The sequence below is a fragment of the Rhizobium cerradonense genome, from assembly GCF_030182455.1.
In the GTDB taxonomy this organism is placed as follows: Bacteria; Pseudomonadota; Alphaproteobacteria; order Rhizobiales; family Rhizobiaceae; genus Rhizobium.
This window is the reverse complement of sequence record NZ_JAQJCK010000001.1, coordinates 229690-252474: the sequence shown is the minus strand read 5'-3', so window position 1 is coordinate 252474 and position 22785 is coordinate 229690. Positions and strand designations below refer to the sequence as shown.

Here is a 22785-nt window from a genome sequence, read left to right as displayed (position 1 = left end):
CGTGTATCGCGCAATCGAACAATGTAGGGCGAACAGCGTTGTTCGAATGTGACAACTGAATGAAGGAATCGGGGCAGAATCCTTGATATCGGCGGTGGAATTCACCACATGATTGCTTGAAAGGAAGTCGCGCCATGAAAGAACGCTACGCAAAATTCAACATAGGCGACGTGGTTCGGCACCGGATGTTTCCCTTCCGCGGTGTCATCTTCGACGTCGACCCGGAATTCGCCAATACTGAAGAATGGTGGAATTCCATTCCGGCAGAAGTGCGGCCCAGCAAGGACCAACCCTTCTACCACCTTCTCGCCGAAAACGACGAGACGGAATATGTCGCATACGTGTCCGAGCAGAACCTGATCAGCGACGAGAGCGGTGTCCCGCTTCGTAACCCGCAGATTGCTCAGATCTTCGATAAAGCGCCTACAGGCGAGTTCAAGCCCAAGATGAGCTTCGCCCACTAAGCGTCAATTTCATGCAAGTTTTCGAAGGGAAGACGCTCCCAACGTCTTCCCTTTCGTGTTTTTGGACTTATGGCCATTACAAAAAAGCCCGGCGCAGAGCCGGGCTTTTTTGTAAAATCTTGAAAGCGCTGCGGCTTACTGCTGCTTTGCGGCCTTCTGAGCGTCTTCCAGCTTCTTGCGGGCTTCTTCGGCCTTCTTCTGCATGCTGTCCTGCAGGCTCTTCTGGCTTTCGGCCAGCTTCGAGTCGGAGATCGCTGCGCCGTCATAGGCAGCGCCGAAGCCGTCGAGCGAGATCTTGATCGGGTTCGGAGCGCGACGGAAGTTGATCGAGGTGAAGGTCACGTCGGTGCCCTTCTTCAGGGCCGCGATCATGGCGTCGGTCAGCGGGACTTCGGCCGTGCACTTGTCCGGAAGGCAGACAGCGTAGTCGATCTTCTGGCCCTTGCCGCCGTCGACCTGCATGGTGATGCCCGGAGCGATCAGACGTGCCGTCGGAACGGAGATCTGCAGGATCTTGCGGTTGACCTTGCCGTCGACCGAGATGAGGCCGACTGCGGTCACCAACTGGCCGTTGTTGGCCATGATCAGGTTCTGAACGATACAGATATCGGCGTCGTCCTGCTTGGTGCAGGTCTTGTACCAGCCGAGGCGCGGCTGGTTGGCGTTGGCGCCGCCGTCAGCGGGAGCTGCATCCGAGGCATCCTGAGCGAAAGCAGCAGCCGGAAGCGCTGCACCGATCATGAGAGCCAGAGCAGAGAGTCCTGCCCGCATTTTGTTGTCAGTCTTGAACGTCATAGCGAAACCGCCTCCTGAAATCCGATGCGGGACGACAGCCTGCCGCCCCATGCCAATCGGGTCAAACCGCCGTCCACCTGTCGAAAGATTAAGGCAAATGCATGACCCGGGAAACCCGGCACTCCTGTTACATCGCACGGGCGCGGATATCCAGCTTTTCTTTGGTCTTTTCTGTCAAGATCCAAGAATTCCGGTGGGCGCGTGTTGGATTCGGCACTCTCATGATAAGGTTCCGCAGAATCATGCCCCTTACCGGAAAGGATGCCATGCAAGCGCTCCGGATCGCTATTTTCCTGTTCTTCTCAGCATTCTGCAGTGCGGCGGCCGCCGAGCCGCTCTATGGCATCGCGATGCATGGAGATCCTGCCTTGCCGGCGGATTATACGCATTTTCCCTACGTCAATCCGAACGTCAAAAAGGGCGGCCATATCAACTATGGCGTCGTCGGCACCTTCGACAATCTCAATCCCTTTATTCTGAAGAGCATGCGCACGACTGCGCGGGGCATGTGGGATCCGGATTTCGGCAATCTCATCTACGAATCGCTGATGCAGCGCTCGCGCGACGAACCCTTCACGCTCTACGGTCTGTTGGCCCAAACGGCCGAATGGGACGACAGCCGAAGCTATATCCGGTTCAACCTCAATCCAAACGCCAAATGGTCGGACGGGCAGCCGGTGACGCCCGAGGATGTGATTTTCACGTTCCAACTGCTGCACGACAAGGGGCGGGTGCCGTTTTCCTCCTGGCTCGACACTGTCGGCAGCGTCGAGAAGGTCGGCGATCATAGCGTGCTGATCCGCTTCAACGACAAGGCCAATCGCGAAACGCCACTGATTATCGCATCATCGCTGCCGATCCTGCCGAAGCACGCGACAGACCCTGACAGTTTCGATCGGACGACGCTCAGCATCCCGATCGGCTCCGGCCCTTACAGGGTCAAGAGCATTGATCCCGGTCAACGCATCGTCTTTGAGCGCAATCCCGATTATTGGGGCAAGGGTATTCCGTCGAAGGTTGGCGTCGACAATTACGACGAGATCGCCGTCAATTATTTCCTGCAGGAGACCACGCTGTTCGAAGCCTTCAAGAAAGGCGATATCGACATCTATCCTGACGGCAGTCCGGGCCATTGGCAGGCGGCCTATGATTTCCCGGCCGTGACTTCAGGCGCTGTCATCAAGGACGTCTTCAGGCCGAAGCTGCCAAGCGGCATGTTCGGCTTTGTCTTCAATACGCGGCGGCCGATTTTTGCCAACAAGAAGATTCGGCAGGGACTGACGCTCGCCTTCGACTTCGAATGGGTGAATCGGAACCTTTCCTCGAGCGCCTATACGCGCAGCGAAAGCTACTGGCAAAACTCCGACCTCTCGTCGTTCGGTGTGCCCGCGGATGCGCATGAACTCGCCATGCTCGGCCCGATCAAGGATCGCATCGATCGCGATGTGCTTGATGGCACCTACAAGCTGCCCGTCAGCGACGGTTCCGGCCGCGACCGGGCTATCCTGCGCAAGGCCGTAAATCTGCTCAAGGAAGGCGGCTACACGATCCAGGGCGAAAAGATGGTCGACAGCGCCGGGCGCCAGCTCAGCTTCGAGATCATGACGCAGAACGCCGACCAGGAGCGCATCGCGATCGCCTACCGTCGGTCGCTGGCGCTGCTTGGCATCGCGGTCACGATCCGCACGGTCGATGATTCGCAGTATCAGCGTCGTACGATCAGCTACGACTATGACATGATCATCAAGTCCTATCCCTCGTCGCTGTCGCCAGGCACCGAACAGCTCGGGCGCTGGAGCTCGATCGCCGCCAAGACCGAAGGCAGCTTCAATTTCGCCGGGGTCGCCGACCCGGATGTCGATACGCTGATGTCGCATTTCCTGACGGCCCACTCGGCCGAGGATTTCCGCGATGCCGTGCGCTCGTTCGACCGCATCCTGATCTCGGGCTATTACCTCGTGCCGCTCTACCATATCGACCAGCAATGGGTGGCGCGGCGCAGCCGCATCGCCCATCCCGATGTCCTGCCGCTCTATGGCTATCAGTTGCCCGTCTGGTGGGATGCGTCGGTGCAATAAAACGCCTTTGCCGGCAGATGTTTACCCGGTTCCTTTTCGGTAACCGGTTGAAGCTGCCAGCCAACCGGCCTAGATGGGACCTTGAAGCCCCATAGAGTGGAAGGATTGAGCCATGGAACGCATCACGATCGATATCGTCTCGGACGTCGTTTGTCCGTGGTGCTATCTCGGCAAGGCCCGGCTGGAGCTGGCAATCGCCGAAGTGCAGGACGAAGTGGGCGTCGATATCAACTGGCGACCGTATCGCCTCAATCCCGACTATCCGCCCGAAGGCGTCGACCAGAAGAAGGCGCTTGAGCAGAAGCTTGGCGGCGCGGAGCGTGTCGCGCAGGGGCACAAGATGTTGACCGATCTCGGCCGCGAAGTGGGCATCAACTTCGATTTCGACGCGATCAAGATCGGCCCAAACACCCTTGACGCCCATCGCCTCATCCAATGGGCGGGAACGGAGGATCGCGAGAAGCAGGAAAAGGTGGTCAGCGCCCTGTTCAAGGCCAATTTCGAGGAAGGCCGCAATGTCGGCGACCATGCCGTGCTGCTGGATATCGCCGAAAAGGCCGGGCTCGACCGCTCCGTCATCGCCACCCTGCTCGCCTCGGATGCGGACCGCGCTCTCATCATCGGCGAAATCGACGCCGCCCAGAAGATCGGCGTCACCGGCGTCCCCTTCTTCATCTTCGATCAGCAATATGCCGTGAGCGGCGCGCAGACACCCGATGTGCTGGTTGGGGCGCTGCGCGATATCGCCAAGATGAAGGCCGAGGCGCGGGCTGGGATGAACTGAGGGAAGATTGGGGCTTTGGCGTTGGGCGGTGGATGTCGTCGGCGATGTCCAGGCCAAATTGGCGCAGGCCGCTTCCGGCTGTTGCAGCATGCGCAAAAGCCTCTATTTTGCGTCCTCAATTTAGCCGCCGGATTTGGATGATGAGCGCTTCTGCCCGCCCCGATTTAAGCGATATAAAGCTAGGCGACTGGGTGGATCGCCTGTTGCCTTCGGCATTGAGACCCTATACGCGGCTCGCACGGCTGGATCGCCCGGTCGGCATATGGCTCACTCTTTTCCCGTGCTGGGCCGCGCTTATCCAAGCCTCGCAAGGCTTTCCGGACCTTCGGCATCTGTTCATCTTCTCGCTCGGCGCATTGCTGATGAGGAGCGCAGGCTCCACGGTCAACGACATTGCGGATCGGAAGTTCGACGGCCATGTGGAACGGACCCGCTTTCGACCTTTGGCGAGCGAGCAGATCGGCGTGCCACAGGCGCTCATGTTTCTTGTAGCGGAACTCGCATTGGCGGCTTCGCTTCTGTTCTTCCTGACGCCCTATACACGCCTCGTCGCAATCTGCGTTTTGCCGCTCGTCTTTGTCTATCCGCTCTGCAAGCGGTTCACATATTGGCCTCAGGCCGTTCTTGGCGCGGCATTCAATTGGGGAATGCTGATGGCGTGGTCGGAGGTCATCGGCAAGATCCCGGCCGGTGCGCTTCTGATGTGGCTCGGAGCTATCGCCTGGCAGATCGGATACGATACCGTTTATGCCTATGTCGATGTTCGCGACGATAGGCGACTAGGCTTGAAATCGACCGCAATCCTGTTTGGTAAGCACGGCAAGGCGTGTATCGGCTTGTTCTACGCCATGACCGTTGCAGCATGGTCGGTTGGTGGATGGATGGTCGGCATGTCATTGCCCTACGTCATCGGGATGCTTGTCATCGCCGCACATCTCTGCTGGCAGACCTGGCGCCTCGATCTTTCGCGCCCCGAGGTGAATTACCGACTGTTTCTGGCGAACATTCTTACAGGCGTATTGCTGGCTGCAGCGGCCTTCGCCGGAACGCTATAATAAGCCAACCATAAAGAGAGTTGGCGTTCAACAGGCGTCTATTGTAGGCTGCGGATCGCAATTGGCGGACCGCTGAGACTTGCATGTTTCGGGGCTGCGCTAAAAGGAAAAACGCGGGATTTTCGGCACCAGATCGGGAGACAACCGGATATGTCGTCGATAACCTCTGTCAATGACAAGCAATATGCGGATAGCAGAAAGCTGGCTGCGCGCGGCCGGCTGAACAGCGAATATGCCGTTGCAGAAATCGGCTGGTTTCCATGGGTCGCCCAGCAGCTTCCGTTGAAATCCGGAGATCGCATTCTCGATATCGGCTGTGGCCCCGCTTGGTTCTGGGCGGCAACGGTCGCGTCACTATCGGCAAATCTGGACCTGACGCTTGCCGATCTTTCTCCCGGCATGATTCAAGAAGCCATGGAGCGATGCAGGGCATTGCCCTTTGCCGGCGTCACTGGTGAGCGGGCCGATGCTGCGGCCCTGCCCTTTGCGGATGGCTCCTTTGATGCCGTCATCGCGATGCATATGTTCTATCACCTGCCGGACCCTTTCAAAGCCATCGCGGAAATGCATCGCGTGCTGAAGCCGGGCGGCTTCCTCGCAGTGACGACCAACGGAGCCGGCAACATGCGCAAGATGTACGAGCTGACCACCGTATTCGGCAGCCCGCCCTATGACCCCGCCGGCGCGGCCTTCGGCTACGATGCCGCTGAACGGCTCATGCAGAGCCAACTCGGAAATGTCAGGATGACCGAGCATCCGGCTCGCCTTCGCGTGACGGAGCCGGAAGACGTGTACCGCGCCCTCACCTCCTATCCTCCCGGCGATGAGGCCGACGAGGCGCAGCTTGCCGAATTTCGCAAGGCAATTGCCGAGGCGTTCGAGGCTGGTAACGGCGTGCTTGAAACCGAGAAGGAAACGGGGCTCTTCATCAGCCGCAAAGGCGACTGATGAGCCTCCCGTCTACTTCGCCAATTCCGCCAACTGCGTCATAACCACAGCCGCGCCCTGCAGCCGCTTTTCCGGCGTCGGAAGATCTCGCGTCAGGAATACGCTCTGGTCGGGGCGGATTTTCGCCATCGTGCCCTGCTTGGCGATATAGCCGACGAGGTTGGCGGGGTTCGGGAATTCCTTGTTGCGGAATTGCACGACCACACCCTTCGGGCCGGCGTCGAGTTTTTCGACATTGGCGACGCGGCAGAGTGACTTGATATAGACGATCTTCAGAAGATGCTGCACTTCGATGGGCATCGGGCCGAAGCGGTCGATCATTTCGGCACCGAAACTGTCGATCTCCTTGATCTCGGTGATCTCGCCGAGACGGCGATAGAGCGCCATGCGCAGGTGCAGGTCCGGCACGTAATCGTCGGGGATCATGACGGGCGTGCCGACGGAAATCTGTGGCGACCAACCGGTATCCTGGATCTCGTCGATGCCCTTGACCTCGGCGACAGCCTCTTCGAGCATCTGCTGATAAAGCTCGAAGCCCACTTCCTTGATATGACCGGACTGTTCCTCGCCCAGCAGATTGCCGGCGCCGCGGATATCGAGGTCGTGGCTTGCAAGCTGGAAGCCGGCGCCGAGCGTATCGAGCGACTGCAGCACCTTCAGGCGGCGCTCCGCCGTCGTCGTCAGCACCTTGTTGACCGGCAGGGTGAACAGGGCGAAGGCGCGCACTTTCGACCGGCCGACGCGGCCACGCAACTGATAGAGCTGCGCTAGGCCGAACATGTCGGCGCGGTGGACGATCAGCGTATTGGCCGTTGGCACGTCGAGACCGGATTCGACGATGGTCGTCGAGAGCAGCACGTCATAGCGCCCTTCATAGAACGCGTTCATAATGTCTTCGAGCTCACCGGCAGGCATCTGGCCATGGGCGACGGCCACTTTCAGCTCCGGCACATCGGACTGCAGGAAGGCGTGGATGTCGGCGAGATCGGCCAGACGCGGGCAGACATAGAAGCTCTGGCCGCCGCGATAGTGCTCGCGCATCAGCGTTTCGCGGATGACTAGCGAATCGAAGGGCGAGATGAAGGTGCGCACCGCCATACGGTCGACCGGCGGCGTAGTGATCAGCGACAGTTCGCGCACGCCCGTCATGGCAAGCTGCAGCGTGCGCGGAATCGGCGTTGCCGACAGCGTCAGCACATGCACGTCGCTCTTCAGCTCCTTCAGGCGCTCCTTATGCTTGACGCCGAAGTGCTGTTCTTCGTCGATGACCAGCAGGCCTAGATTGGCGAATTGGATGCCGGCGCCGAGCAGCGCATGCGTGCCGACGACAATATCGGTCTTGCCGTCGGCCACTTCCTTCTTGGTCAGTGCCAGATCCTTGGCGCCAACGAGGCGCGAAGCCTGCTGCACACGGATCGGCAAACCGCGGAAACGCTCGGAGAAGGTCTTGAAATGCTGACGGGCAAGCAGCGTCGTCGGCACGACGACGGCGACCTGCACGCCGTTCATGGCGGCCACGAAGGCGGCGCGCAGGGCCACTTCCGTCTTGCCGAAACCAACGTCGCCGCAGACGAGGCGATCCATCGGGCGGCCGGCGCCGAGATCGTCGCGCACCGCATCGATGGCGTTCATCTGGTCTTCGGTCTCGTCGTAGGGGAAGCGCGCGGCGAACTCGTCATAGAGCCCTTCCGGCGAGGTCAGCACCGGCGCATGCCGCGTCAGCCGTTCTGCCGCGACGCGGATCAGGGCGCCCGCCATATCCAGCAGGCGCTTCTTGAGCTTGGCCTTGCGCATCTGCCAGGCGCCGCCGCCAAGCTTGTCGAGCTGCGCCTCGGTGCCCTCGCCGCCGTAGCGCGACAGGAGATCGATGTTTTCGACCGGCAGGAACAGCTTGGCCTCGTCCGCATACTGTAGCTCAAGACAGGCATGCGGCGCGCCGGCGGCCTCGATGGTGCGCAGACCGACGAAACGGCCGATGCCGTGCTCGGCGTGAACGACGATCGAGCCCTCGTCGAGACCGGCCACTTCGGAGATGAAATCGGCGGCGCGCTTGCGGCGCTTGGAGCGGCGCACCATGCGGTCGCCGAGAATGTCCTGCTCGCCGATGACGATGAGATCGCCAGCCTCGAAGCCTGCTTCCAGGCTCAGCACGGCCGCAGCCGCCTCGCCTTTCGCCAGGGTGTTGAGGTCCTTGAAAGCCTCGATTGTCTTGACGCGAGCCAGCCCGTGTTCGGCCAACACCTGCAACAGGCGATCGAGCGAACCTTCGGTCCAGGCTGAAATCAGCACCTTGCCGCCCGCAGCCCGCTTGTCGGCAATATGCTTGACGACGGCATCGAAGACGTTGACGCGCTCGCTGTCGGCACTCTCGGTCGCGGACCGCGCCCAGCGAGACCCCTGCCGGGCGTCGACGCTGACGACGCGGCGGGCCTCGCCTTCGTGTTCATTGAAAGGCGAGATGCGCATGGCATCGAAGGCATCGAGCGCCTTGGCGAAGGTGCCGCCGTCAAGATAGAGCTGGCCGGGCGTTACGGGCTTGTAGGGCGTACCCTGCGACATCTGCCCCTTGGCCGCCTGTCCGGAATTCAGACGGGCATCGTAATAGTCGAAAACGAGTTTGGAGCGCTCCTCGGCGGCTTCGCGCACTGTATGGTCGGTGACGAGCCGGAAGCCACGGAGATAATCGAAAACCGTCTCCAGCTTCTCGTAGAACAGCGGTAGCCAGTGTTCCATGCCGGCATAGCGGCGGCCTTCCGAGACGGCGACATAGAGCGCGTCGTCGCGTGTCGCGGCGCCGAAGGCGGAAAGGTAGTTCTTGCGGAAGCGGCTGATCGTATCCGGCGTCAGCGTTACCTCGCTCATCGGATTGAGATCGAGGGAGCGGATCTGGCCGGTGGTGCGCTGGCTGGCGGGATCGAAGCTGCGGATGCTTTCCAGCGTGTCGCCAAAGAAATCAAGGCGCACCGGCTCTTCCGTGCCCGGCACGAAGACATCGAGGATACCGCCGCGCACGGCATATTCGCCAACTTCGCGCACGGTCGCCACGCGATCGAAGCCATTGCGCTCCAGACGGCTAGCGATGTCGTCCATGCGCACCTGATTGCCCGGCCGGGCCGAGAAGGCCAGGCTTTCGATCACATCCTGCGGCGCGACCTTCTGCAGCATAGCATTGACCGTCACCAGGACGATCGCCGCATGCGGCTTGTGATGGTGGGCGATGAGGCCTGAGAGTGCCGCCAGACGGCGGGCTGAGGTATCGGAGCTTGGCGAAACGCGGTCATAGGGAAGGCAGTCCCAGGCGGGCAGCGTCAATACCGGAATTTCGGGCGCGATGAAGCCGAGCATCTGTTCGACATCGGCCATGTGCTGGCCGTCGGACATGACATAGGCAACCGGTTGGCCGGTTCTCGCCAGTTCAGCCAGCAGGAAAGGCTCCAGGCCGGCGGGAACGTGGCCGATCGTCAGCGGCTCGCTTGCCGCGATCAGTTTCTTCGCGTCGAAACCAGGGATCATCTGGTTATCCCAAGCTTTTCGGCGATCTGCTCGAAATCGGGCTTATAGGCGGCAAGGCGCGCAAATAGCGGCGTCCGTAGATGCTCCGGCACCGGCTGCGTTCCGAGTATCCATTTGACGAGATCGTTATCTTCCTCGGCCATGATGCGCTCGAGTTCATCAAGATCGGCCTCGGCAAGCCCGGGCAATTCGTTGTCGGCGAACTGACCGAACACAAGATCCATCTCGCGGATACCGCGATGCCAACAGCGAAACAGAATGCGCCGGCGGCGGGGATCGAGATCGGCACTGCTGAGAGTCAGCCCAGTCATCAAAAACACCTTTATGTTGATGCGTCTCTATAAAACCAGCCTTGAAAGGTGGGAACCGGTTTTTCGGAAAAAAGCATGCGGCGTGCAATTTTCCGGGGAGTGTGCGCCTCGAAAAGGCCAGCATGACCGTCAGGCCTTGCCAAGCCACCCTCCCCGTCGCATTTTGCCGGCCATGCGTCCCGCCGTGCTCGATCCACTCTTTGCTTCCGTCTCTTCGCTGCCCGGCGTTGGGCCGAAGCTTGCCGAACTGCTGGTGAAGCTGCTCGATCGGGAGAGCATAGACGACTGCCGCGTCATCGATCTGCTCTTCCATGCACCGCATTCCATCATCGACCGGCGCGAGCAGCCGGGCATTGCTCGCGCGCCCCAGGGCACGATCGTCACCATCACGGGCCGCGTCGACCGCCATCAGCCGCCGCCGAATCCACGCAGCAATGTGCCCTATCGCGTCTTCCTGCATGACGAAACCGGCGAACTCGGTCTGGTGTTCTTCCGGGGCAAGGCGCAATGGCTGGAAAAGCAACTGCCGATCGATGAGGTGGTGACCGTCAGCGGCAAGGTCGACTGGTTCAACGGCCGCCCGTCGATGGTGCATCCGGACTATATCATGCGCGAAAGCGAGGCGGAGAACCTGCCGCTTGTCGAGCCGGTCTATCCTCTGACCGCCGGGCTCTCGCCGAAATTCCTGCGCAAGACCATCGAAGCGGCGATGACGCGCATGCCGCAACTGCCGGAATGGGACGATGCGGCGCTCACGCAGAAGCAGGGCTTCCCCTCCATCACAGACAGCTTTCACATGCTGCACGCGCCGCGGGATGCCGCCGATATCGACCCGCAGGCGCCTGCCCGCCGCAGGCTTGCCTATGACGAATTCCTGGCCGGGCAATTGTCGCTGTCGCTGGTGCGTCAGCGTCTGCGCAAGGTTGCAGGGCAACCCGTGCGTCCTACAGGAGCAATCAGCCGGAACATATTGGAATCCCTTCCCTTTTCGATGACAAACAGTCAGAGGGAGGCCGTCGCCGATATTCTCAAGGACATGGCCGGAACGGAGCGCATGCTGCGGCTGCTGCAGGGTGATGTCGGTGCGGGCAAGACGCTGGTGGCGCTGATGGCGATTGCCGCCGTCATCGAAAGCGGTGGCCAGGCCGTGTTGATGGCGCCGACCGAAATTTTGGCGCGGCAACATCATGCGACGATCTCGAAATTCGCGGCCGGTGCCAATCTCTCCGTCGAAGTGCTGACCGGGCGCACCAAGGGCCGCGAGCGCGACGCCATCCTGGAACGTATCGCCTCCGGCGAAGCGCAGATCGTCATCGGCACGCATGCGCTGTTTCAGGACAGCGTGACCTACGCCAATCTCATGCTGGCCGTCGTCGACGAGCAGCACCGCTTCGGCGTACACCAGCGCTTGCGGCTGACGGCGAAGGGTATCTCGCCGCATATGCTGGTCATGACGGCAACGCCGATCCCGCGGACGCTTGTGCTCGCCGCCTTCGGCGACATGGATGTCTCCAAGCTCACGGAAAAGCCCGCCGGACGCAAGCCGATCCAGACGATCACCATTCCGACGGAACGAACCGGCGATATCGTTTCACGGCTAAAGAGCGCTTTGTCAGAAGGCAAAAAAGCCTATTGGATATGCCCACTTGTGGAGGAAACCGAAGAATCCGATTTAATGTCAGTCGAGGAGCGGCACGCAAGTTTGACCAAGGCGCTCGGACCCGGGATCGGGCTCATTCACGGCCGCATGAGCGGACCGGAAAAAGATGCAGTGATGATGGCCTTCAAGAATGGCGAGATCCGCCTGCTGGTCGCCACGACTGTCGTCGAAGTCGGCGTCGATGTGCCGGATGCGACCATCATGGTGATCGAGCATGCCGAGCGTTTCGGCCTGGCGCAGTTGCACCAGTTGCGTGGGCGCGTCGGGCGTGGCGACGAGGCGTCTACCTGCATCCTGCTCTATAAAGGCCCGCTCGGCGAAACCGGCCATGCGCGGCTCTCGATCATGCGCGACACCGAGGACGGTTTCCGCATTGCCGAGGAAGACCTGAAGCTGCGTGGCGAGGGTGAGTTGCTTGGCACGCGCCAGTCGGGCACGCCGGGCTTCCGCATCGCCAGCCTCGAAGCCCATGCCGATCTCTTGGAAATCGCTCGCAAGGACGCCGCCTATCTCATTGAGCGCGATCCGGAGCTGACGGGCGAGCGCGGCATGGCGGTGCGCACCCTGCTCTATCTTTTCCGCCGCGACGAGGCGATCCGGTTCCTTAGAGCGGGATAGACGGATGGACGCGGCAATCGCGTCCATCCAAATCGCAGGCCGTTACTTGGCCGACAGGCCGGGGATCGTCACCTGGAACACCTGGAACATGGTGTCGACATCGCCTCCGCCATCGCCCTTATAGGCCGCGCCAACCTGGAAACCGTCCTGGGTGAGGAAGTCGTTGTCATTGGCGACAAACAGGAAATAGTCATCCGGCAGCTTCGGATCCTGGACGCTGACGAGCGACATGGCCTCCCACTTTTCGGAGAGGTTGTTGCGATCGTTCGGCGCGCCATTGTGGAGACCGAAACGAGCCAGATCGGCGCTATCGTTGATATCGATGAACTGGCTGACCGCAGCCGGCTTTACCGACGGATCGAGAACGCCCTTGGGAGCGAGCGCCGTGTCGGCATCGAATTTGCTGCCGGCAATATCCGTGGCCGCCGAGACATCGACGATGTTGATGCTGCGGTAAAGCGACTTATCGCCCTTCACACCGTAACCATTGCCGCTATCGCGAGCGAGCATCAGGAAGTTTGTCGGCGACAGGGCCACGATTTCGCTCTGGGCAGCGACGAGCGTCTTGCCCTTGTCGTCCTTAAAGACCGGCAGCGGCACGACATATTCATGCACGAGCTTCAGATGCGCCAGATCAGCGGCATCGTAGATCAGCGCGCGGGTGTTCTGTCGGGTCGAGCTGGAATCGCCGCCATCCTGGCGGGTTGCCGACTGCAGCACGGCAATCAGGAACTTACCGTCCGGGGTCATCGACATGCCCTCGAGGCCCTGGTTGTTCTGGCGGCCGCTCGTCGGATCCTTCGGATCGGGAGCCGTTTCGCCCGGACCCGGATTGTTGGAAGCGAAGTTCACCGCGCCATTGCGCATCGGCAGCAGTGCAGCCGGCGGCTGGGTGGCAGACATCATTAGGCCCGTAGCGGAGAAGCGGTAGATATAGGGGCCATATTCATCGCTGATGAACATCGTGCCGTCGGACAGACGGGCGATGGCCTCGTTGTCGAGCGAGATCTTGCCGTTCGGCGCTTGAGGCAGCAGCGGCATGCTGCCTTCCGGATGGCGAGTGCCGTTAGCAGGGTCGAGACCGGTCGTATCGGCGCCCTTGTTGTCGGTGAGCAGTATGGTGTCGGCAAGCTTGGCGACGACGCCAGACTGTTCCTTGCCGGCCGGCGGTGTTGCGCCCGGAGCAACCGGCGTCAACTGGATATCGACGGTGTTGAGGCGCGGACGATAGTCGGTAGTGCCGACAGCATTATAGCCACGATCCGGCAGCAGCCACAGCGAACCCTTGTAGGAACCATCGGCATTGCGCACCCAGCTCTTGGTGTCGATGGACATGCCCGAACCGGAGCCGAAGGTCTCGCCGAACTTGTCGCGCTGATTGGCCGGGATGCGCCCGACGGCGACGCGGCCCTTGTTGACCAGCGTGACATTGCCGACGGTAACGGAATTATCGGCGAGGGCTGCGGCCGGCGCAGCAAAAACGAAAGTGGCGAGCGCTACGGAGAGCAGCGGCAAAGTCATTGAATGCACATTTTTCACGGCAATATCCTCCTGATGAAAAAGCCCTTTTGGCTGGAACGGCATTCACCTCCAGACCCGGCCTGAAGCCGCGTCGAACGATACGTCCGGCACTGAGCCCAGACATTCGACAATGAGATGCGCCCGATTGCCTTTCCGGCAGACGGTCTAAGACGGCAACATGATAAGGACATGACAACTCGCCCCAAACGCGTGGGCGATAGAGGGGGAGATCAGGAAATGGCTGGCTCTAAGACAAAGTCTTTGCGGGAACAGGCGCCGGCGGAGGCAGTTCCTTGCCGATCAGCTTTTCCCGATATTCCGGTGAGACCAATCCGCCGGAGATCAGCAGTTTGGCGCCGTCTTCCGGGCTCATGTCGAGAATGGTGATCTTTTCACGCGGAACGAAAACCAGAAAACCGGCTGTCGGCACCGGCGTCGGCGGTAGGAAAACGGCCACCATGTCATGCCCCATAGCGTTAAACTTGGAGGCGATTTCACCCTTGGCATCGGTCGAGATGAACACCATCGACCAGAGGCCGGGGCTCGGATATTCGATTAGGCCAACCTTCTTGAAAGACGTGCCCTGCTCTTTCAGCACGGTTTCGAAAATCTGCTTCACGCTCTTATAGATGGTTCGCACCAGCGGCACACGATGAACGATCGATTCGCCGAAACGGACGATGCTTTGGCCAATGAGGTTTTTGGCGAGGAAACCGACGATCGTGATGAAGATCATCGCGATCACCAAGCCGGTGCCAGGAACCGCGAAGTTCAGATAGCTTTCGGGATCATAGCGGGCCGGAATATAGGGCCTGACCCAGCTATCGGCCCAGTGGACCACAGACCAAGTGAGCCAGAGCGTAATGGCGATCGGCGCGCAGATAATCAGGCCCGCCAGGAAATTATTTCTGATCCGCGTTGCCACAGACACTTTGATGGGTTTTTCCGTCATTCGCCGTTCGAAAACTCCGTTCCGTCGCCACCGCTAACCGGCAAATTCCCCCACCATCTCCTCCGTAAAACGTGCCAGAAATCGGCGCGTCGCACAACCCGGCAGTCATGTCATCAATGGGAATCGGCGCCCCATTCACGACGACGTTATTTTAGGAAAAGAGCGGGGAATACGGCCTATTCTACCGTCACCGACTTGGCGAGATTGCGCGGCTGATCGACGTCCGTGCCCATAAAGACTGCCGTGTGATAGGCGAGCAGTTGGATCGGCAGCGAGAAGATGATCGGTGCGATGATTTCATCGACAACCGGCAGGGTGATCGTCGCCATTGTCGGCAAGGTGGAAGCCGCAGCCCCTGCCTCGTCGGTGATGAAGATGATGCGGCCGCCGCGGGCCGCCACCTCCTGCATGTTGGAGACGGTCTTGTCGAAGAAGCGGTCATAGGGCGCAATGACGATAACAGGCATGTTCTCGTCGATCAACGCGATCGGACCGTGCTTCAGCTCGCCGGCAGCATAGCCTTCGGCGTGGATGTAGGAGATTTCCTTGAGCTTCAGCGCGCCTTCCATGGCGAGCGGGAAGCTGGTGCCGCGTCCGAGATAAAGCACGTCGTTGAACTTTGAGATCTCACGGGCAAGGCTTTCCATCTGCGGCTGGATGATGTTCAGCACCCGGGCCATGATGCGCGGCATCTCAACGAGATGACCCACCATCGCCTGTTCGTCCTCAGCGCTGACCGTACCACGCGCCTTGCCGGCACCGATCGCCAAAGATGCGAGCACAGCAAGCTGGCAGGTGAAGGCCTTGGTAGAGGCAACCCCGATTTCGGGGCCGGCCATGATCGGGAACACCGCATCGGATTCGCGCGCGATGGTCGATTCCTTCACATTGACCACGGCACCGATCTTCAGGCCATGATCCTTGCAGTAGCGCAGCGATGCAAGCGTATCCGCCGTTTCGCCGGATTGCGAGATGAATAGCGCAGCCTGCGAGGGCAATAGCGGCATTTCGCGATAGCGGAATTCGGAAGCCACATCGATCTCGACCGGCAGGCGGGCATAACGCTCGAACCAATATTTGCCGATCAGGCCGGCAAGATACGCCGTGCCGCAGGCTGAAATCGCCAAGCTGGACACCGCGCTGAAATCGATCGCCGACGCATTCGGGCGCACTCGATGACTGGCGAAATCGACATATTGGCTGAGCGCATGGGAGATCACCTCCGGCTGCTCGTAAATTTCCTTTTCCATGAAGTGGCGATGATTGCCCTTGTCGACGACATAGGCAGTCGCCTGCGATATCTGCCGAACGCGGCTGACCTCCTGGCCGCTGAAATCGACAACCGTGGCGCCATCGCGGGTGATGATCGCGCAGTCGCCGTCGACGAGATAGGTAATCTCGTTGGTGAAGGGCGCCAGCGCAATCGCGTCGGAGCCGAGGAATGTCTCGCCATTGCCGAAACCGATGGCGAGCGGCGGGCCGGAGCGGGCCGCCATGAGCGTGTCGGGATCGTTCTGGAACATGACGACCAGTGCATAGGCACCGGTGACGCGGTTCAGCATCTTCAGCATGGCTGCGCGCGGATCGAGGCCCTGGCGGAGATATTTCGCCAGAAGATGCGCAACAACTTCCGTATCGGTCTGTGTGGCAAAGACCCGGCCTTCGGCCTTCAATTCCTCGCGCAGCTCGGAGAAATTCTCGATAATGCCATTGTGAACGACGGCGACGCCTTCGACAAAATGCGGATGGGCGTTGGTTTCGTTGGGAACGCCATGGGTCGCCCAGCGGGTGTGAGCAATGCCGGTGACACCCGGTAGCGGCTCGACATCCAGTCGCTTTTCGAGATTGAAGAGTTTTCCTTCGGCGCGGCGGCGGTCCATGACGCCGTTATGGATGGTGGCAACGCCAGCCGAATCGTAGCCGCGATATTCGAGACGCCGCAAGGCATCCACCAATCGTGCCGCCACAGGCTTCGTTCCGACAATCCCGACAATGCCGCACATGCAATTCTCCGTCTGGCCCAAAATCTTGGCGCAAGTCCTAATGATTCTTATAGTTTTCTCAATTGCCGCGATGGTCACTTTCGGTTTCCGACCGTTACGCGACCCTACTGCAACGCGGATCCAAAGGACGCGTTGAGAACGCAGTAGGACTTTAGAGTAGCGCATATTCCTTTCCTTAAATCGATTCCGATTTAAGGGCTCATGCGCTGGACTTTAGGCTTAGTGGCTGCCCTTCTTCGCTGCCTTGATGGCCAAGGCTCTCTCGCGAATGACCTTGGCACGGCCAGGTTTTACCTCCTGGCGGGCGCGACCGAAGGCAAGCGCATCGGCAGGCACATCCTCGGTGATGACGCTGCCTGAGGCGACATAGGCGTTGTCGCCGATACGCACGGGCGCAACCAGCGACGAGTTCGAGCCGATGAAGCTGTTGGCGCCGATATGCGTCTCGTGCTTGTTGACGCCATCATAGTTGCAGGTGATCGTGCCCGCGCCGATATTGCTGCCGGCGCCGACCGTGGCATCGCCGATATAGGTCAGGTGATTGACCTTCGCGCCCTCGCTGATCTTGCCGTTCTTCACCTCGCAGAAATTACCAACCTTCGAGCCGCCGGCAAGGTCCGCACCCGGACGCAGCCGCGCGAAGGGGCCGACCGTGGCGCCGGCGCTGACATGGGCGCCTTCGATATGCGAAAAGGCATGGATGACCGCGCCGCCATCGATGACGGCGCCGGGGCCGAAGACGACGTTCGGCTCGATCAGCGCGTCCTGGCCAATTACCGTGTCATAGGCAAGAAACACCGTTTCTGGCGCAATCATCGTGACGCCTGAAAGCATCAGCTCATGACGGCGCCGCTCCTGCCAGAGCCGCTCGATAACGGCGAGTTCGGCGCGGTTGTTGCAGCCGGTCATCTCCACTTCGGGCGCATCGACGGCGACCGCGCGGCCGCCGAGAGAGCGGGCGATCTCGACGAGATCGGTCAGATAATATTCGCGCTTGGCATTGTCGTTGCCGATACGGTCGAGCAGATCGAGCGTCTTGCGGCCGTTGATCGCCATCAGGCCGCTATTGCACCAGGTAACCGCAAGCTCGGCGTCGGTCGCGTCCTTTGCCTCACGGATGGCGATCAGCTCGCCGTCCTTGACGAGCAGCCGGCCATAGGCGTTGGGGTTTTCCGTATGAAAGCCGATGACGACGATGTCATTGCCATCGGCTAGCCCCTGACGTGCCGCGCGAAGCGGCGCATCGGTGAGCAGCGGTACGTCGCCATAGGCCACGAGAATATCGTCATACCCTTTGGCGATCGCCTCGCGCGCCGCAAGCACTGCATGGCCGGTGCCGAGACGCTCTTTCTGCAGATAGGCTTCCACCTTGACGCCGCCGACGGCGGCCGCCGCAGTGACCTCCTCCGCGTTGCGGCCGACCACGAGCGCGGCAGCAGAAATATCGGTCTTGGCAATCGCGTCCATCACATGTGCAATCATCGGACGGCCGGCGATTGGGTGCAGCACCTTGGAGATCGACGACTTCATGCGGGTGCTGTCGCCGGCGGCGAGGATGATGGCGAGGCAGGTGCGTTCCATTTCAAGCTCCGAAAGATACGGTCCGATGAGGCCCGAGAGCAGGCCTCATCTCCTCATAGCAACTAGTTGAGCGGTGAACTACGGCGAAATTAGACGTAGACGTCAAGCGTCCGCGAGCGCCGCGAAGGCTTGCTGGACATGCCGGCGGCCGTCGAAAATAACGAATTCCATCGCCTTGTGCGCCGCCAATTCGTCGCCGGCGGCGATAGCGTCGACGATCGCCATATGCGTATCGGCAATATTGCCGAAGCCGTTGCTGGTCGGAGGTGCGCTCATCCGGAACATGCCGACGAGGGCCGCTTCGATCAGGCCGCCGAGCGAACGCATGAAGGGATTGTGGGAGGCTTCCGTGATCGCCAGGTGAAAGTGAAGATCGGCGACGGCGAGACTATCAGGCGTATGTTCCGGCGCGGCCATGGCCATCGCCAGCTTTCGCAACGACTCGATTTCTTCGGGGCTGGCCCGCTTCGCCACGAGGCTGGCGGCAAACGGCTCGAAGGCCAAACGAATGTCGTAGAGGTGGAGAAGGAACTCCTCGTTGACGCCGCTTTCAAAGTGCCAGGTCAGCACCGCGCTGTCGAACATGTTCCAATGGATCTTTTCGGTGACACGGGTTCCGACGCGGGCGCGCGGCACGACCAATCCTTTTGCCGCGAGCGTCTTCATGCTCTCGCGCAGCACGGTGCGCGACACCTTGAACCGCTGCAGAAGATCGCTGTCGCCAGGGAGAATGCTGCCGATGGGAAAGGCGCCGGACACAATCGCTTTTCCAAGATCATCCACGACCTGAGCATGGCTCGTTCGGGATTTTCCTTCGGTTTTCCTGGTTTCAAGCAATCGGCCGCGCAAACACTCTGTCCTTCCCTAAGCGTAACGTCGATTGAAGCGGGAAAGCAGCAGAAGTCCCTTCTGCATCAGAATAAACGCAAAGAGCAGCAGCCCGATTAATATCTTAGTCCACCAACTGGAGAGCGTTCCATCAAAGGTGATATAAGTCTGAATCAAGCCCTGTATGAGAATTCCGATGAGAGTTCCTCCAACGAACCCTGCTCCCCCCGTGAGCAATGTTCCACCTATGACCACGGCGGCAATGGCATCCAGCTCGACCCCAACCGTAGCCAGCGAATATCCTGCCGACGTATAGAGCGAAAAAACGATTCCGGATAGACCGGCGAGAAAGCCGGACAGCGCATAGATCTGGATCGTTGTGCGGCCGACCGGCACACCCATCAACTGAGCCGTCTGCACCCCGCCGCCCAACGCATAGACGTTGGCGCCAAAGCGGGTGCGATGCGCCAGCACAATGCCGCCTGCAAAGACGATCAGCATGATACCGCCGATCAGCGTCAGACGGCCGCCGCCTGGCAGCAATAGATAGAGATCGCTCAGTTGCGAATAGAAATCATGCTCGATCGGGATACTGTCGATCGAGAGGACGAAAGCGATGCCGCGCGCGAGAAACATGCCCGCCAAAGTGACGATGAAGGGCGGCATGCTGAGATAGTGGATGATGGCACCCATGCCCGCGCCGAAGATCGTCGTGATCGCCAGAACAAGCGCGAAGGCGAGCAACGGATGGATCGAGGTATCTCGCAGAATGATAGCCAGGAAGACGCCGGTAAAGGCGATGACCGAACCGATCGACAGATCGATGCCGCCGGAAAGGATGACAAACGTCATGCCGACGGCGGCAATTCCGAGAAAAGCGTTATCCGTCAGCAGATTGCCGACGACGCGCGTCGACAGCATGGTCGGAAACTCCATCACGCAGCCGGTGTAGGCCAGCAGGAAAATGACGATCGTCACGAGCAGAGGAAGATATTTCGAATTCACTTTGCCTGCTCCTCATGGATCATCTGCGCCGCGCCCCGCCGACGCCAGAAAAACGACGAGACGGATTGGAGAGCTGGAGACTGGATGACCAGAATGATGATGACGATGACGGCCTTGATCACCAGATTGAACTCCGGCGGGAAGCCGGACAGCAGAATGCCGGTATTGACCGACTGGATGATCATCGCGCCGATCAGTGAGCCGACGATGCTGAAACGGCCGCCAAGAAGGGAATTGCCACCGACGACGACGGCCAGGATCGCGTCAAGTTCGAGCCAAAGACCGGCATTGTTCGCATCGGCGCCCTTGATATCGGCGGAAACGATGATGCCGGCGATCGAAGCGCACAGGCCGCTCAGCGCATAGACGGCGATCAGCAGCACCGGCGTCTGAATGCCCGACAGCGTGCTGGCCCGCCGGTTGATGCCGATCGCCTCGACGAGCATGCCGAGAGCCGTGCGTCTCACCAGAAGAATAACCGCCAATGCCACCAACAGCCAGATGACGACAGGCATCGGCAGGGAGCCGAAGGACCCGCTTCCCAAGAAGATGAGCCCATCGTCATTGAAGGTCATGATGACGCCTTCGGTGATCAATTGGGCTATCCCGCGGCCGGCGACCATCAGCACCAGCGTGGCGATGATCGGCTGAATATCGAGAACCGCGACGAGGAACCCGTTCCAAAGCCCGCATGCAAGCCCGACGCCGATGGTCAGTATCAGCGTATAGGCGAGAGAATGTCCGGAGACGATGGCGGATGCGGCAACGGCGCCGCAAATTGCAATCACCGCGCCGACCGAGAGATCGATGCCCTTGGTGGCGATGACGAGCGTCATGCCGATGGACAGAAGCGCTACGGGCGCACCGCGATTGAGAACATCGATGATGCTGCCATACAATCTGCCATTTTGCAGTTCCAGATGAAAGAACTGTGGGAACATAATGAAATTCAATAGAAGAATCGCTGACAGCGCAATGAGCTGCGGGGCCAATCGAAGCAACAGGGCCTTGATCTGGGAACTCATGCTTCCTCCCGCTTGCTCTCGCCCGTCGCGATCGAGTCGACGATATGGCTGGCGGTAATCTTGTCGCCTGTCAGTTCGGCAATATGTTCGCGGTCACGCAGCACGATGACGCGGGAACTATAGGCCACGAGTTCCTCCAGCTCGGACGAGATCACGACTAGCGACATTCCCTGCTGGCAAAGATCTTCGATCAGTCGGATGATCTCCGCGTGCGCGCCGACATCGATGCCGCGCGTCGGCTCGTCCAGGATCAGGAAATTGGGATTGGTCGCCAGCCAGCGCGCCAGAATGGCCTTCTGCTGATTGCCGCCGGACAGCAGCCTTATCGGCTTTTCGCGGTCGGTGGTGCGGATATCCAGCGCCTTGATATAACGATCGGCGATCGCGTTCTGCTCGCTGCGCGGTAATGGGCGCGCCCAGCCGCGGCGGGCCTGGAGCGCCATGACTATGTTTTCGCGGATGGAAAGATCGCCGATGATGCCATCCGTCTTGCGGTCTTCGGGGCAAAAGCCGAAGCCGCTCTTGATGGCAGCGCGAGGGCCCGAAAGGGTCACATTCCTGTCCTCGATCTTTGCCTCGCCGCTGTCGGCGCGCTCGACGCCGAAGAGCACTTCCGCGGTTTCCGTGCGTCCTGAGCCCAGCAGACCGGCAATCCCAACCACTTCTCCGACCCGAACCTCCAGGTCGAAGGGCTTAATTTTGCCGCGTTTGCCGAAATTGGTGAAGCGGTATCTGACCGGCCCGCTTTCGCCGACCGCCTGCTTCGCGGTCGCTTCGACCTGCGCGAGTTCGCGGCCCAGCATCATGGCGATCAGGGTTTGCCGGGAAAGGCCCTCCGCATCGCGCGTGCCCACAAGGCGGCCGTTGCGCAGAACGGTTATGCGGTCGCAAATCTGATAGACCTGCTCAAGAAAATGCGTAATGAAAACAATTCCTAATCCGCGCTGCTTCAGATTCTGGATAATACCGAAAAGCATGGCAACTTCGTGCGTATCGAGGCTGGCCGTCGGCTCGTCGAGGATCAGAACCTTGCCAGAGAGATCCACGGCACGTGCGATCGCGATGACTTGCTGAATTGCGACGGAGAAACGGTCGAGCTGACGGCTGACATCGATGTCTATGCCGTATTGCGACAACAGGTCTTTCGCCATGCTGTTCATCGCACGGCTGCTGATCATGCCGAGCCGTCTTGGCTGCCGGCCGAGAAACAGATTTTCCGCTACACTCAAATTCGCAAGGAGGTTCACCTCCTGATAGACCGTTCCGATACCAAGCTTCTGCGCCGCCAGCGTATCGTGCGGGTCGATTTCGGCGCCATCGAGAACAAGGCTGCCTGCGTCGCGGCGATAGGCGCCGGTCATGCACTTGATCAGCGTCGATTTCCCAGCACCATTTTCGCCGAGAAGCGCATGAACCTCGCCCCGCCGCAACGTAAAATCGACATGATCCAGAGCGGTGGAGCCGGGAAAATATTTGCAGAAGCCGGTAGCCGTCAGAAGACGCTCGACATCGTGAGCCATGGAGCAAGAATTTCCTTGAATTGAGCCGGTATGCAAAGGTGCGAAATACGCCGCTCGCTAAAGCGCCGTGCGTACATCTTACTCGCATTCGGGTAGTTCACCTAAATGCGGAAGCTTCCCCGCC

General features: G+C 60.1%; 17 protein-coding genes. 6 read left to right on the top strand and 11 right to left on the bottom strand.

Annotated elements, in window-relative coordinates:
• The first annotated feature begins 134 nt into the window (after nt 1-134).
• On the top strand, nt 135-464 hold the full coding sequence (gene hspQ, locus PH547_RS01280) for a heat shock protein HspQ (RefSeq protein WP_104823052.1): 330 nt from the start codon (nt 135-137) through the stop codon (nt 462-464).
• Between the two features lie 135 nt (nt 465-599).
• Here hspQ and PH547_RS01275 read toward each other — a convergent pair whose 3' ends face one another.
• Nucleotides 600-1259, bottom strand: a complete 660-nt coding sequence (locus tag PH547_RS01275) for an invasion associated locus B family protein (protein WP_104823051.1) — start codon at nt 1257-1259, stop codon at nt 600-602.
• Nucleotides 1260-1525: 266 nt separating this feature from the next.
• On the opposite strand from PH547_RS01275, the gene PH547_RS01270 reads away from it, so the two are divergent.
• The 4 genes from PH547_RS01270 to PH547_RS01255 all read left to right on the top strand — a co-directional run bounded on the left by PH547_RS01270 (nt 1526) and on the right by PH547_RS01255 (nt 6124).
• Nucleotides 1526-3337 carry an extracellular solute-binding protein gene (locus PH547_RS01270; protein WP_104823050.1) on the top strand — a complete coding sequence of 604 codons (1812 nt, stop codon included), beginning with the start codon at nt 1526-1528 and terminating at the stop codon, nt 3335-3337.
• A gap of 112 nt (nt 3338-3449) precedes the next feature.
• Complete coding sequence (locus PH547_RS01265) at nt 3450-4121, top strand: DsbA family oxidoreductase (RefSeq protein ID WP_104823049.1); 672 nt, start codon at nt 3450-3452, stop codon at nt 4119-4121.
• Between the two features lie 140 nt (nt 4122-4261).
• Nucleotides 4262-5176, top strand: coding sequence for a 4-hydroxybenzoate octaprenyltransferase (ubiA, locus tag PH547_RS01260; protein WP_283050354.1), 915 nt, complete (start codon nt 4262-4264; stop codon nt 5174-5176).
• Between the two features lie 150 nt (nt 5177-5326).
• Nucleotides 5327-6124, top strand: coding sequence for a class I SAM-dependent methyltransferase (locus tag PH547_RS01255; protein WP_285167285.1), 798 nt, complete (start codon nt 5327-5329; stop codon nt 6122-6124).
• A gap of 12 nt (nt 6125-6136) precedes the next feature.
• Here the strand turns inward: PH547_RS01255 and mfd are convergent, their stop codons facing one another.
• Nucleotides 6137-9637 carry a transcription-repair coupling factor gene (gene mfd / locus PH547_RS01250; protein WP_283050351.1) on the bottom strand — a complete coding sequence of 1167 codons (3501 nt, stop codon included), beginning with the start codon at nt 9635-9637 and terminating at the stop codon, nt 6137-6139.
• Nucleotides 9634-9948, bottom strand: a complete 315-nt coding sequence (locus PH547_RS01245; RefSeq protein WP_283050349.1) for an FAD assembly factor SdhE — start codon at nt 9946-9948, stop codon at nt 9634-9636. Before PH547_RS01245 ends, mfd begins: the two co-directional genes overlap by 4 nt.
• Nucleotides 9949-10120: 172 nt before the next feature.
• On the opposite strand from PH547_RS01245, the gene recG reads away from it, so the two are divergent.
• A complete protein-coding gene (recG, locus tag PH547_RS01240) occupies nt 10121-12226 on the top strand; it encodes an ATP-dependent DNA helicase RecG (protein WP_285167284.1) in 2106 nt (701 codons plus the stop codon).
• A 42-nt stretch (nt 12227-12268) separates the two neighbouring features.
• Here the strand turns inward: recG and PH547_RS01235 are convergent, their stop codons facing one another.
• The 8 genes from PH547_RS01235 to ytfR form a co-directional block, all read right to left on the bottom strand.
• A complete protein-coding gene (locus tag PH547_RS01235) occupies nt 12269-13765 on the bottom strand; it encodes an esterase-like activity of phytase family protein (protein WP_445944989.1) in 1497 nt (498 codons plus the stop codon).
• A 229-nt stretch (nt 13766-13994) separates the two neighbouring features.
• The gene (locus tag PH547_RS01230; protein WP_104823043.1) at nt 13995-14699 is read right to left on the bottom strand and encodes a DUF502 domain-containing protein; all 705 of its coding nucleotides are present in this window, start codon (nt 14697-14699) and stop codon (nt 13995-13997) included.
• Nucleotides 14700-14875: 176 nt separating this feature from the next.
• On the bottom strand, nt 14876-16702 hold the full coding sequence (glmS, locus tag PH547_RS01225; RefSeq protein WP_104823042.1) for a glutamine--fructose-6-phosphate transaminase (isomerizing): 1827 nt from the start codon (nt 16700-16702) through the stop codon (nt 14876-14878).
• Between the two features lie 219 nt (nt 16703-16921).
• Nucleotides 16922-18283 carry a bifunctional UDP-N-acetylglucosamine diphosphorylase/glucosamine-1-phosphate N-acetyltransferase GlmU gene (glmU, locus tag PH547_RS01220; RefSeq protein ID WP_285167283.1) on the bottom strand — a complete coding sequence of 454 codons (1362 nt, stop codon included), beginning with the start codon at nt 18281-18283 and terminating at the stop codon, nt 16922-16924.
• A 102-nt stretch (nt 18284-18385) separates the two neighbouring features.
• Nucleotides 18386-19132, bottom strand: a complete 747-nt coding sequence (locus tag PH547_RS01215) for a FadR/GntR family transcriptional regulator (RefSeq protein ID WP_104823040.1) — start codon at nt 19130-19132, stop codon at nt 18386-18388.
• A gap of 15 nt (nt 19133-19147) precedes the next feature.
• Entirely contained in the window at nt 19148-20116 is a 969-nt protein-coding gene (yjfF, locus tag PH547_RS01210; RefSeq protein ID WP_104823039.1) for a galactofuranose ABC transporter, permease protein YjfF, read from the bottom strand.
• Nucleotides 20113-21141, bottom strand: a complete 1029-nt coding sequence (locus PH547_RS01205; protein WP_104823038.1) for an ABC transporter permease — start codon at nt 21139-21141, stop codon at nt 20113-20115. The genes yjfF and PH547_RS01205 overlap by 4 nt, the downstream gene beginning before the upstream one ends.
• A complete protein-coding gene (gene ytfR, locus PH547_RS01200; protein WP_260303858.1) occupies nt 21138-22661 on the bottom strand; it encodes a galactofuranose ABC transporter, ATP-binding protein YtfR in 1524 nt (507 codons plus the stop codon). Before ytfR ends, PH547_RS01205 begins: the two co-directional genes overlap by 4 nt.
• Nucleotides 22662-22785: the final 124 nt, after the last annotated feature.